Origin of the sequence: Acinetobacter sp. DSM 11652, assembly GCF_900109815.1 — a bacterium.
Taxonomy (GTDB): domain Bacteria; phylum Pseudomonadota; class Gammaproteobacteria; order Pseudomonadales; family Moraxellaceae; genus Acinetobacter.
Genome location: NZ_FOBK01000001.1, coordinates 97,560 through 110,079, shown reverse-complemented (window position 1 = coordinate 110,079; position 12,520 = coordinate 97,560). Strand labels below are relative to the sequence as shown.

General features: G+C 39.8%; 10 protein-coding genes and 1 tRNA gene. 7 read left to right on the top strand and 4 right to left on the bottom strand.

Annotation, left to right across the window (positions count from 1 at the left end; translation table 11 throughout):
• Position 1 precedes the first annotated feature (1 nt).
• On the bottom strand, positions 2-1,231 hold the full coding sequence (locus tag BMW42_RS00520; protein WP_092765990.1) for an isochorismate synthase: 1,230 nt from the start codon (positions 1,229-1,231) through the stop codon (positions 2-4).
• 160 nt (positions 1,232-1,391) lie between these two features.
• On the opposite strand from BMW42_RS00520, the gene BMW42_RS00515 reads away from it, so the two are divergent.
• The gene (locus BMW42_RS00515; RefSeq protein ID WP_092765989.1) at positions 1,392-2,162 is read left to right on the top strand and encodes an SDR family oxidoreductase; all 771 of its coding nucleotides are present in this window, start codon (positions 1,392-1,394) and stop codon (positions 2,160-2,162) included.
• A gap of 36 nt (positions 2,163-2,198) precedes the next feature.
• On the opposite strand, the gene BMW42_RS00510 is transcribed toward BMW42_RS00515, so the two are convergent.
• Positions 2,199-3,521 (bottom strand): condensation domain-containing protein, encoded by a 1,323-nt coding sequence (locus BMW42_RS00510; RefSeq protein WP_092765988.1) that lies wholly within the window; start codon positions 3,519-3,521, stop codon positions 2,199-2,201.
• 232 nt (positions 3,522-3,753) lie between these two features.
• On the opposite strand from BMW42_RS00510, the gene BMW42_RS00505 reads away from it, so the two are divergent.
• Genes BMW42_RS00505 through BMW42_RS00485 form a run of 5 tightly spaced genes read left to right on the top strand, consistent with a single transcriptional unit; the run spans position 3,754 to position 8,393 of the window.
• Positions 3,754-4,563: a siderophore-interacting protein gene (locus BMW42_RS00505; protein WP_092765987.1), complete on the top strand. Its 810-nt coding sequence runs from the start codon at positions 3,754-3,756 to the stop codon at positions 4,561-4,563.
• Between the two features lie 37 nt (positions 4,564-4,600).
• Positions 4,601-5,551, top strand: a complete 951-nt coding sequence (locus tag BMW42_RS00500) for an ABC transporter substrate-binding protein (RefSeq protein ID WP_092765986.1) — start codon at positions 4,601-4,603, stop codon at positions 5,549-5,551.
• 1 nt (position 5,552) lies between these two features.
• The gene (locus BMW42_RS00495; protein WP_092765985.1) at positions 5,553-6,590 is read left to right on the top strand and encodes a FecCD family ABC transporter permease; all 1,038 of its coding nucleotides are present in this window, start codon (positions 5,553-5,555) and stop codon (positions 6,588-6,590) included.
• Position 6,591: 1 nt separating this feature from the next.
• Entirely contained in the window at positions 6,592-7,608 is a 1,017-nt protein-coding gene (locus tag BMW42_RS00490; protein ID WP_092765984.1) for a FecCD family ABC transporter permease, read from the top strand.
• Complete coding sequence (locus BMW42_RS00485; RefSeq protein WP_092765983.1) at positions 7,605-8,393, top strand: ABC transporter ATP-binding protein; 789 nt, start codon at positions 7,605-7,607, stop codon at positions 8,391-8,393. The genes BMW42_RS00490 and BMW42_RS00485 overlap by 4 nt, the downstream gene beginning before the upstream one ends.
• 69 nt (positions 8,394-8,462) lie before the next feature.
• Here the strand turns inward: BMW42_RS00485 and BMW42_RS00480 are convergent.
• Both BMW42_RS00480 and BMW42_RS00475 read right to left on the bottom strand, forming a co-directional pair.
• Positions 8,463-8,552, bottom strand: a tRNA-Ser gene (locus BMW42_RS00480).
• 97 nt (positions 8,553-8,649) lie between these two features.
• A complete protein-coding gene (locus BMW42_RS00475; protein ID WP_092765982.1) occupies positions 8,650-10,683 on the bottom strand; it encodes an NADPH-dependent 2,4-dienoyl-CoA reductase in 2,034 nt (677 codons plus the stop codon).
• 428 nt (positions 10,684-11,111) lie between these two features.
• On the opposite strand from BMW42_RS00475, the gene argG reads away from it, so the two are divergent.
• Positions 11,112-12,452 (top strand): argininosuccinate synthase, encoded by a 1,341-nt coding sequence (argG, locus tag BMW42_RS00470; protein WP_092765981.1) that lies wholly within the window; start codon positions 11,112-11,114, stop codon positions 12,450-12,452.
• Positions 12,453-12,520 lie beyond the last annotated feature (68 nt).

The window sequence follows — 12,520 nt, the reverse complement described above, 5'->3', positions numbered from 1 at the left end:
TTTATTCCCCATGATTTAAGTGCTGAGAATCTAAACCCAATGCATTTAACATCGTTTTAAATTTCACGATGGTTTCTGACAGTTCACTGTTCGGCTGTGAAGCTTCAACAATTCCTGCACCCGCATAAAGACGCGCATAATGGTCAAAGATACGCCCACAACGTACATTCACTGCCCAAGCACCATTCCCTCGGGCATCACACCACCCCATGGTTCCAGCAAAAAGGTTACGGTTAAAAGGCTCTAGTTCCGAAATCAACTGGCGAGCCATAGGGGCTGGTTGTCCACAGACTGCTGGCGTTGGATGTAAAATTGAGACCACATCAAAGATATGTTGCTCTGGATCTTTCAACGTTCCCTGAATTTTGGTCGCCAAGTGCCAAACCGCCTCTGTTTTAATCAGTGAAGGTGATTTTGGGATATTGAGCGTTTTGCACAAGGGAGAGAGTTGATCTGCAATGGCTTCGATGACCACGGCGTGTTCATGCTGATCTTTTTGCGAAGCAAGCAATTTTTCAGCTTGTTGATGATCCAGTGTTGGATCTGAATGACGTGCTAATGTTCCTGCAACTGGATGGCTAAACAAATATTCATTTTGCTTCGCAACGAGAAGCTCTGGACTTGCCCCCATAAACCAACCAGATTGTTTGGGGTTTTGGGCCAATGCAAATGTGTAGCCATCAGGATTAGAGGCCAACAACTGGTAAAATAAATCAATAATATTAATTTTGTGTTGGGTTTTAAGATCAATTGCCCGAGCCAATACTGCTTTTTCTAGCGGTGATGACCTCATCAATTCAACCAATTTGACGACTCCAGCAATGTATTCCTCTTGTGCTGGGATGAGAGTCGCTTGCACTTGATCATCAAGAAAAGACTGAGTCGAATGATCAATGCGCTCATTTACAAATGTGTTTTTTGCTTCCGCAATCGATATTTCTGGTAAATCTCGATGATCAAAAGGCAAGCTCCCGACCAAAATAAGATCTTTATTCGCTGTTAATTCGATTTTTTTTTGTAGTGTAAATTTTGCTTGTTCGAGCCACTGTGCTTGCTGCTGATTAAAATTTAAATGAGAAGCTCGATCAAATTCGATATGTTCAATTAACTTTTTACTTGAAATGGTCCCCGTTGGCGTTGCGAACACGAAGCCAGGTTGATCTTCCTCAATTAACTCTTCCTTTTTTATGCCTATCATATTTTGAAAAACTGACGGTTCTATTGGCAACATATTTGTTCTCACGATTATCTGTTCGCACTGCGTGCATCAAACTTTCAACATTCACAAAAGGACAACCTCTAGGAGTTGAACGCAACTAATATAATAATTATTATTCCCAATTGAAAATGATTATCGTTTCAATTTGTTAATAAAATTAAAGGATACTTAAATGAGTTTATATATCGTGACGGGTGCAGCCAGAGGAATTGGCGCTGAAATTTGTCGTCAACTATTGCAGAAGGATCATCAAGTCATTGCAATTGATCGGATCGATGACATCAATCAATGGGAACTTTTTAAATTAATTCCTGAAGCATCACTCAACCATCTTGACCACATCAGCTGTGACATTCGTAAGACCAATGAGATTATTCAGCACATTGAAAATTCTATACTTTTTAAAGGCACGATCACGGGGTTAGTGAATGCTGTGGGGGTCTTAGAAATGGGATCTTTATTAAATACATCTGTTGAACAATGGCATGAAAATTTGTCGATAAATTTCATTGGCCCTGCCGAACTTAGTCGTTGGGTCGCTCACCAAATGATTCCTCAAAGAGAAGGTGCGATTGTGAGCATCAGTTCAAATGCAGCCCTCATTCCAAGAATGAATATGGGTCTGTATGCAACGACCAAAGCTACAGTGAGTCACTATTTTAAAAATCTCGCGCTGGAACTCGCGCCTCACAATATTCGCTGTAACTTAGTTTTACCTGGCTCAACCCTTACACAAATGCAAAAACAACTATGGACTGAGGATCGCCCTCCAGCAGGCATTGTCAACGGAAATCTAGAACAATTCCGAAATGGTATTCCATTACAAAAGATTGCTGAGGCTGAAGATATTGCCAATGCAGTGATATTCTTACTTTCAGATCAAGCACGCCAAATCACAATGCACGAATTGGTGGTTGATGGTGGAGCAACTTTAGGCGTGTAACAGCCCTATTGCCCATTCAAAGGATAAACTGCCAGACTATTCTGGCAGTGGTTTGTGAATTTGAAGTTGTTCAAAAACAAGTTCTGGTTGAGCTAACCAAGTTTTCATCATCTCCATAAAATCATACCAATAAGCTTTGAGACTCGGCACATCATAAAGTTCTTTATGTCCGTCAACAGCGAGATACAATCGTTCAATACCATCAACAAACTTATTGGTAATCGCGGTATCAAAGTCTTCAATTGGGCCAGCGGATATGGTTGTTTTTGTTAACTTACACCCTTCGAAATGTTCAGGTAAAGGATAAGGAATCCAATTCACAATAGGTCCAAACAAGATATTTTCATAGGGATCAAAATCTTCTAATACAAATCGCATTTGCTCAAAATAGCTTTGCTGATGCGGTCGAATTTCGGCAAACCTTTTCGTTAATAATAAAATGATTTCTTTTAAGTTTTCTTGTCCAGTAATGCCCAACCTTAATGGCAGGATATTCATGACTAAGCAAGGAATACGCATAGATGAAGTACCCAACCGAGACATAAAAGGTACCCCAAAGCATTGTTGAGGATCTTTAGACTGTTTTATTAAATAACTCATCATCACTGCCATGACAATAAGAGCACTGGGCAATTTTAATTCAGTTGCTAATGCATTTAATTGTAGCTGTGTAGGCCAATCAATTACCTCTTCATAACGTGGCCCTTGTGAAAATGGTTCTTTTAATTTTCGTTTAAGTCGTTTCTTAGGGGCTTTCTCATACGAAAAATTAGCCTTCCAAAAGTCCAAATCTTTTTTAGCTTTTTCAGAGTGAAGGTAGTGCTGTTCTTCTACAATAAACTTTTCATAATGATCGAACCCTTTAATTTTTAATTCAGTACCATTTTTGAGAGATTGATAATAATCAATAAATCGGCTAATCATCAGTCCGTAAGCGTAGCCATCTAATGCAACGTGATGCGCTTTAAAAAATAATCCATACTTTTGCTCACCTAAGTGTGCAAACACATTGTCATATAAATGACCCGATTCTAAATTAAATGCTGGTTCTACTTCTTTTTCAGCCCACGCTAAAATTTCCTCTTCATCAAGCTGAGATAAATCAACGAAGCTAGGTTTCCGTATCGTGACATCATCTACTCGATAGACGTGTTCGCCCTGAACTAAAGCTCGCCAATGAAGCGATTTAGCTTCCTTTAATGTGAGATAAACTGCTTTTTGAAAAAGCTCTCGATCTAATGGTCCCTCAATAACCAACCACTCCGCCGTATGAAAAGGATAACTGCCATGATAATGATGTCCTTTCCACATACTGTGTTGTGCACGAGTTAATAGATCATGGGATTCATTGATTTGCATAAGACAACCGCATATATTTAATTTTCATTATAAAATCAAAGCTTTACAAAATATTTTAACCTTCATATTTTGTGATTACACTTTGGCACAAAAAGATTATTAAATATAATGATTATCATTTGCAAATTTAATTTGTTTGATTTAGATTAATAACCATTCAAATCTGTCGACTGACGCACGTATTACTGTATCGACGATCTTCACTCCATTGATAAGTACAGAAGATTAAATAATGACGACACAATCTCCTCCTCTAGCTCGACATATTTCTGTCCATTCAACAGAACAAATTTCCACTCATTTACAGCGTATTAGGTTTAAAAGTGAAGATTTCACAGGTTATGCAAAATGTGATGGTGGTGCGCACATCAAATTGTTTTTTCCGAACCCTGATCAACAAGCACCTGACCTCCCGTTTCGAAATTCTTTAGGCAAAATTACGTGGCCAAATGGAAAGAAACCAATTACTCGGACATATACTGTTCGAGATTTCGATGAAGAACTGCAACTTTTAGTCATCGATTTTGTAAGACATGAAGATTTTGGTATAGCGGCTGATTGGGCGAAGCATGCGAGTCCAGGGGACTTATTAGGTCTAGCTGGTCCAGGAGGACCAGCACGTTTTAAAATCGATGCAGAATATTGGATTTTTGTTGGAGATCTTTCAGCAATCCCGATGATCGCTGCCTCTCTTGAACAATTACCAAAAGACGCCCATGGTGAAGTTTGGATCGAGATTGAAGATGATTCAGACCAAATACATCTGAATAAACCTGAACACATTAAGCTTCATTGGTGCAACAGCACTCATGAATTGAATAATAACATCCGTCATTCTTTGCAAAACTTAGACTGGAAAAATAAAGATATTTCAGTATCACTGGCGGGTGAAAATTCAACGGTGGTTGAACTTCGTAAAATACTGATACAAAACTTCCAGTTACCCAAGAGCAATTTATATGCTGTGCCTTATTGGAAGCAAGGTCACAACGAAGAGGCTTATCATGAGGAACGCCATCAAGTGATGGATGCCATTGAATAAGTGAATAGAATTATTTTAATGAAATATGTAGAAAGATATGAAATATAAAATTGCAATTATGTTGAGTGCTGTCACTCTCTTCACAGCATGCTCTCAGTCGAATGAACCTTCTTCACGAGACAGTAAAGCGACGGTTGAATCTCAAATAAATACGACACGACAAATTGAAGATGCTTTAGGTCGTCAAGTTACGATTCCTGTTCAGCCACAACGTGTTGTGGTTTTAAGTGAGCTTGATTTGGATAGTGCTATTGCACTTGGAATAAAACCTATAGGCAGTAGTTATGTTCGAGGTCAAAGTAATTTTCCAGATTACCTCAAAAATGAAACACAACAGATCGCCTCCGTCGGTAACTTTGGACAACCGAGCATGGAACAAATTCTCACGTTACAACCTGACTTAATTATTGCTGGAAGCATGATTGATACACAAATGATTAATCAATTGCAGCAGATTGCACCCACTGCAGTCAGTTTTGCACGCGGAGAGCCATGGAAAGACAGTTTCAAAAAGGTAGCTCATTTATTAAACAAAGAACAACAAGCCCAAAAAGCTCTAGAAGCGTACGATCAATATGCGCAAGAAGCTCAACAGAAATTACATGTTCAACAAGGTCAATCAGTCAGTGTCATTCGTTGGACAGCCAATGGACCTGTTTATATGTTAAATGATTCATTTGCGAGCCAAATTTTAAAAGATATTGGCTTAACACGACCTCAACATCAGCAACAACCAGGTGCAAGCCATACGCCTCCAATCAGTCGAGAGCGTTTTGATCAAATTGATGCAGACTGGCTCATCATTGGCAGTCATCTAAACTCGGAAAAGCAACTGGCAGAACTAGAAAAATTACCAGAATTCCAACGTCTTAATGCTGCAAAAAACAAGCATTATTTCGTGGTTGATGCATCTATGTGGACTGGCATAGGTGGACCACATGCTGCTCGACATGCCATTGATGATGTATTGAAGCATCTCCATAATTAACATGCTGACGAATGCTACAACTGTACTTGACCGATTCCCGCTGATGGGAATCGTGCTTAGCTTGATTATTTTATGTTGCGCTGTTTTGTCGATCGCGTACGGCGCTGGTCAGCCCTACTTTACAGACAGTTTGCAACTTATTCTTCAGGCATTAAGTCAATGGTCCTTAGAACCAATCACTCCCCTATTGGAAATTAGAATTCCACGTACTATTGCGGCGGTGAGTGTCGGATTAGCTTTAGCGATCTCAGGCGTCATCCTTCAAAACTTGCTTAAAAACCCTTTGGCTGATAGTGGATTAATCGGAATTAATAGTGGTGCATCTCTTGCCATTGTTTTGGCCATCGTTCTTCAAATGGATACCTTAGGACTATTTTTTTGGGCGCTGATTGGAGCTTTAGTGAGTGCATTATTGGTCTTTGCAATCACCCCTCGTCAAATGACAGATCATAGCTCACTTACACGTTTAGTCTTGGCTGGACTGGCAATCACCAGTACATTCCAAGGTTTTATGGCTGCCATTCTTCTTAGTTTCCAAAATGGTTTAGACGACTATCGTTTTTGGGTTTTGGGTTCGCTCAATCGCGTTGATATTCAATATCTCGGTCTTGCACTAATTTTAATGGCGATCGGACTCATCATCGCTATATTGGTGATACGCCCCCTGGGTCTTAGCTTAGTTGGTGATCAACTGGCGAATAGCTTAGGCTTAAATACGAAACTACTTGATGCATTCTGCATTTTAGCTGTGGTTTTATTAACTGGAAGTGCCGTTGCATTAACAGGACCAATTGCCTTTTTAGGCTTGATTGCACCTTACTTTGCACGAGCTATTGGTGCTCATAGTATTCAGAAACAACTCATCTATAGCGGACTATTTGGCATGTTGTTGTTGCTGATCGCGGATATCATTGCACGTGCAGTCGTTCAACCTTTCGAAGCCCCTGTCAGTATTCTTTTAGCCTTATTAGGTGCGCCTATTTTAATATGGATGGTGCGTCAAAATAACCTACAAAATATTATTCAAGCGGAGAAATAATATGTTTTCTCTGTTGAGTCGTTTAAAACAAAAATCAGTAATAAAGGCTTGGATAATCATTGCGATTCTACTGATATCACTCAGTTTATTTAGCCTGATGTACGGTGAAATCACATTAAATTTGAATACGCTATGGAATGTATTGACAGGCAATGCGTCAGCTCCACATCAACTTCTCGTTGAAAAGATTAGATTACCACGACTTTTGGCAGCCTTATTGATTGGCGCTGCACTCGCCTTATCTGGTCTCATTCTTCAAATTATCACCAAAAACCCTCTTGCGAGCCCAGATGTTTTTGGTATCAGTGACAGTGCAGTGCTTGCTTTGGCATTCACCATTCTCCTCTCAAGCGCTAGTATGTTAGGTCAATGGTGGCAAGCATTGATGGGCGCGATCTTCTGTGTTTTCTTTATTTTAATTGCTTCAGGCGGCGTGGGAACACAGGGGTATCGTATTTTGGTCATCGGGGTCGGAATTGCAACACTCATGAAAGCCAGTTTTGACCTTATCCTTGCGACACTGCCAGTAATGCACACCAGTAATATTTTAATTTTTAGTAGTGGTAGTTTAATTGGTCGAAGCTACAACATCTTGCTACCAACTTCGATTTTTATCATACTGCTTGTCAGTATTATTGTGCTGTGGCGGCGACTATTTAGTGCAATGGTTCTTCCTGATTCTGTCATTGATAGTCTAGGAGAACCCTTATCTAAAATTAGACTGATGCTCATTATTATTGCTTCCTTTCTCGCTGGGACCGCTGTCAGTATTGCAGGCCCTATTGGATTCGTGGCTATTGCCGCACCAATCATCGCATTTAAATCATTTCCTCATCATTTATTTCCGATTTTTCCAACCATGTGTATTGGTGCATTAATGGTTTTATGTGCCGATTTACTTGGAAAAAATTTGCTTGCCCCTGTCGAAATTCCCGCAGGCATTATTAGCGGCATGGTTGGTGGTCCACTGTTGTTGTGGTTGTTATATCGTCATTCTAGAAGTATGAGTCGTACATGAGTTTAATCATCAATCAATTAAGTGCTGGATATAATCATCATCAAGTTTTGAAGGGTATCAATGCTGAATTTCAGCAGGGTCAAGTCATCGTCCTCATTGGTCCAAATGGCTGTGGAAAATCGACCTTGTTAAAATGTATTGCTCAAATTCATCCATATGATCAAGGCGAAGTCATTTGGGAAAAAAATCAACTGAATATACTCAGTAAAAAGTTGCTCGCTAAACAACTTGCATTACTTCCACAGCATGTAACTGCACCCAACGGCATGACAGTTGAACAGTTAGTACGCTTCGGTCGTTTTCCACATCAAGGTTGGTTTAAACGACTGAACATCGAAGACCAAAAAGCGATTGATGACGCTTTGTCTGCGACCCATTTAAGCGAATTAAAAAATCAAAATTTAAGCAATCTATCAGGAGGTCAACGTCAACGTGCATGGATCGCAATGGTACTCGCACAACAAACTCCTTTAATTCTTTTAGATGAACCAATCAGTATGCTCGATATCGGTCATCAAGCCGATATTTTAAATTTAGTCCGCTCTCTAGCCTCACAAGGTAAAACCATAGTGATGGTTCTACATGAATTAGCCACTGCTGCACGCTGTGCCGATTTTCTAGTTGCCATGAAAGATGGTCAAATCATTGCACAAGGAAAATCAGAAGATGTTTTAACAAAGCAATTAGTTCATCAACTCTATAACTTAGATGCTGAAGTCAGACTGGTTGAAGATGATCAACACAAAAAAAGGTTACTGGTCATCCCAAATAAGTTTGGTGATTAAACACTCGAATAAAAAGCTTGAATATATAGAATAAAAAAAAGCCCTGACATCTGTCAGGGCTTTTGAATTTGGCGGAAGCGGTGAGATTCGAACTCACGGAGGACTCACACCCTCGTCGGTTTTCAAGACCGGTGCATTAAACCGCTCTGCCACGCTTCCATGTGCGCCATAATACGAAGCTTTTCATATCATGACAAGTAAAAATTACAATCAAACCATTCAAGTGAATATAGTTTCACCAAATGATTCAAATTTATTAAATTTTGGCTGCAATTTCAGCACCTTCACGAATCGCACGCTTAGCGTCAAGCTCAGCAGCAAGCTTTGCACCACCAATAATGTGATATTTCGCTAAAGTTGTTTCAGTCTCTGATGGCATAATCTCTTTAACAGATTCTTGCCCTGCACAAACAACGACAGTATCGACTCGTAATAATTGATCATTCCCACCAACTTCGATCCACAGACCTTCATCACTCACTGATTTATATTGAACGCCACGCAACATTTTCACATGGTGTTTTTTTAATTGGGCGCGATGAACCCAACCAGAGGTTTTACCTAATCCTATACCCAAAGGCGTTGTCTTACGTTGCAATAAATATATTTCGCGAACTGGATGATCCACTTCAGCAGGTTGTAAACCACCTTCAGAAACATACTGAACATCAGGATCAACTCCCCACTCACGTTTCCATTCTGCCAAAGGTTGTGGCTGTGGCTGATGTTCAGGTTTTAATAAAAACTCTGACACATCAAATCCGATACCACCAGCACCAATTACTGCTACCTTTTGACCCACAGGCGCACCTCTTAATACTTCTGCATAAGATAAAACTTGTGGTGCATCACTTCCTTCAATCTTCAATGCACGTGGTACAACGCCTGTCGCAACAATCACTTCATCAAAGCCTTCACGCTCAAGCTGTTCACGATTAACTTTAGTATTTAAACGAAGTTCAACCCCAGTACGCTCAATTTGGACTTTAAAATAGCGAATGGTTTCGTGAAACTCTTCTTTCCCAGGAACAACTTTCGCTAAGTTGAATTGTCCCCCTACATCATTAGTGGCTTCAAATAAAGTAACTAGATGACCACGACTGGCAGCAACGGTCGCTGCCGACATTCCAGCTACACCACCACCCACAACAGCTACTTTTTTTGGCTTCTTGGTTTTTAAATAAACCAGTTCAGTTTCATAGGCTGCACGTGGATTCACTAAACATGTGGCACGTTTATTTTTGAAAGTATGATCCAAACAAGCCTGATTACACGCAATACACGTATTGATTTCATCAACACGATTAGTTGCCGTTTTATTCACCCAGAAAGCATCTGCCAATAATGGTCGAGCCATTTGAATCATGTCGGCTTTACCTTCAGCCAAAATAGCTTCGGCAGTTTCAGGCATATTGATTCGGTTGGATGCAATCACAGGCACAGACACATGTTTTTTCACCTCTGCGGTATAATCTACAAATGCCGCACGAGGAACAGAGGTTACAATTGTTGGCACACGAGCTTCATGCCAACCAATACCTGTATTCAATAATGTGATACCCGCTTCTTCTAGCGCTTTAGCAACGGTGATCACTTCATTCATTGTATTACCGTCGTGAACTAAATCGAGCATAGATAAACGGAAACAAATGATAAATTTTTCGCCAACTTTCGCGCGAATTGCCTTAACAATTTCAACTGCAAAGCGCATACGGTTTTCTATTTCCCCGCCCCATTGGTCTGTACGCTGATTGACATGACGACTCATAAATTGGTTCAGCAAATAGCCTTCTGATCCCATGATTTCGACACCATCATAGCCAGCTTTTTTCGCGATACTTGCTGTAGCCGCATAATCTTGAATCGTATCCAGAATTTGTTTTTCTGACATCTGACGTGGTTTAAATGGTGAGATCGGCGATTTTATTGGGCTTGCAGAAACCACAAATGGTTGATAACCATAACGCCCTGAATGCAAAATTTGCATTAAAATTTTTGCACCATGTTTATGAACTGCATGTGTCACTAATCGGTGTGGGGCAACATCACCTAAGGTATTCATTGTGCCACCAGCTGGAAGCAGCCAGCCCTGACGGTTAGGGGAAATACCCCCTGTAATGATGAGACCTACGCCCCCTTTAGCACGCTCACCAAAATATGCTGCTAATTTAGGATAGTTATAAAAACGATCTTCTAGACCGGTATGCATCGATCCCATCACGACACGATTTTTTAGGGTAGTGAAACCAAGATCAAGAGGTTTTAATATATTTGCATAGCGAGTTGTCATGGCAATTCCTTATTTTATGGGCTTTGCAACTTGTTGCATAAAACTATACTTCTTTTTTCATAACTGTTTATGGCAATTTTTTGTCTTTTTCTATAATAAATTACCAACTATGAAATTAAATATTAATATTCAATCACTTACAAAAAATATTTTTCACTAAGTTCGCTTTGAAAAATTCCAATAAAATAAATTGATGCATAAAAATCTTCATAAATGCGCTGTATTATTTTCAAGAAGAAATCATGAATTAGATTAAGCACTAACTATTACTTCTGAGTTTCGACGAAATATTGCTACTTATTCTAATATTTTTGCACCACGTATCTTTTTTTAAAAAAAATTACCAATGAAAAGTGCTACAATTGAAGAAATATATTTTTCAGGTTACCAATTTTCTAGGTGCCTATATTCTATCGTTAGGATGAACAATGTCTGATAATGCAACTATCTTACAGAATGTACCTGTAGGCAAAAAAGTTGGTATTGCCTTCTCTGGTGGTCTTGATACTTCTGCAGCTCTATTGTGGATGAAACAAAAAGGTGCTGAACCTTATGCGTATACAGCAAACTTAGGTCAGCCAGATGAAGATGATTACGATGCTATTCCAAAGAAAGCTGAAGCTTATGGCGCTGTTAAAGCACGCTTAGTGGATTGCCGTTTACAACTTGCATTAGAAGGTATTGCAGCAATTCAATGTGGCGCATTCCATATCTCTACAGGTGGTGTACCTTACTTCAATACAACGCCACTTGGTCGTGCAGTCACAGGTACAATGCTTGTTACTGCGATGAAAGAAGATGACGTCAACATTTGGGGTGACGGATCTACTTATAAAGGTAACGACATTGAGCGTTTCTACCGTTATGGTCTATTAACGAACCCAGCACTTAAAATTTACAAACCTTGGTTAGACCAAACATTTATCGATGAACTTGGTGGCCGTGCAGAAATGTCACAGTTCCTCATCGACAACGGTTTTGACTATAAAATGTCAAAAGAAAAAGCATACTCAACAGACTCAAACATGCTTGGTGCAACTCACGAAGCGAAAGATCTTGAGTATCTTGATGCTGGTATCAAAATCGTTGAACCGATTATGGGTGTTGCATTCTGGAAAGAAGATGTTGAAATCGCACCTGAAGAAGTTTCAATCACATTTGAAGAAGGCTTCCCTGTTGCTCTTAACGGTCAACGTATCGAAGATCCAGTTGAGTTAATTCTTGAAGCGAACCGTATCGGTGGTCGTCATGGTCTAGGTATGTCTGACCAAATCGAAAACCGTATCATCGAAGCGAAATCTCGTGGTATTTATGAAGCTCCGGGTATGGCGCTTCTGCATATTGCTTACGAACGTCTTGTGACTGGTATTCATAACGAAGATACCATTGAACAGTACCGCATCAACGGTTTACGTTTAGGTCGTTTACTTTACCAAGGTCGTTGGTTCGACTCACAAGCGCTTATGCTTCGTGAAACTGCGCAACGTTGGGTTGCTAAAGCAATCACAGGTACTGTGACTTTAGAACTTCGTCGTGGTAATGACTATACGATCATGAACACTGAATCTGAAAACCTTACCTATGAAGCTGAACGCTTAACCATGGAAAAAGGTGATTCTGTATTTACTCCAATGGATCGTATTGGTCAATTAACCATGCGTAACCTAGACATTACAGATACTCGCGCTAAGTTAGGAATCTATACTGGTGCAGGTTTACTTGCTGTAGGTACAGGTTCTGCTGTTCCACAACTTAAAGACAAAAACTAAGATTTAGTTTAGTCCACAAAAAACCGCGCTTTTAGCGCGGTTTTTTTATTTGGACGTAAAAATCTATC

Excerpts from the sequence above, each read along its gene's own strand:
- BMW42_RS00520 (WP_092765990.1), bottom strand. The coding sequence starts at position 1,231 with ATGTTGCCAATAGAACCGTCAGTTTTTCAAAATATGATAGGCATAAAA.
- BMW42_RS00515 (WP_092765989.1), top strand. The coding sequence starts at position 1,392 with ATGAGTTTATATATCGTGACGGGTGCAGCCAGAGGAATTGGCGCTGAA.
- BMW42_RS00510 (WP_092765988.1), bottom strand. The coding sequence starts at position 3,521 with ATGCAAATCAATGAATCCCATGATCTATTAACTCGTGCACAACACAGT.
- BMW42_RS00505 (WP_092765987.1), top strand. The coding sequence starts at position 3,754 with ATGACGACACAATCTCCTCCTCTAGCTCGACATATTTCTGTCCATTCA.
- BMW42_RS00500 (WP_092765986.1), top strand. The coding sequence starts at position 4,601 with ATGAAATATAAAATTGCAATTATGTTGAGTGCTGTCACTCTCTTCACA.
- BMW42_RS00495 (WP_092765985.1), top strand. The coding sequence starts at position 5,553 with ATGCTGACGAATGCTACAACTGTACTTGACCGATTCCCGCTGATGGGA.
- BMW42_RS00490 (WP_092765984.1), top strand. The coding sequence starts at position 6,592 with ATGTTTTCTCTGTTGAGTCGTTTAAAACAAAAATCAGTAATAAAGGCT.
- BMW42_RS00485 (WP_092765983.1), top strand. The coding sequence starts at position 7,605 with ATGAGTTTAATCATCAATCAATTAAGTGCTGGATATAATCATCATCAA.
- BMW42_RS00475 (WP_092765982.1), bottom strand. The coding sequence starts at position 10,683 with ATGACAACTCGCTATGCAAATATATTAAAACCTCTTGATCTTGGTTTC.
- argG (WP_092765981.1), top strand. The coding sequence starts at position 11,112 with ATGTCTGATAATGCAACTATCTTACAGAATGTACCTGTAGGCAAAAAA.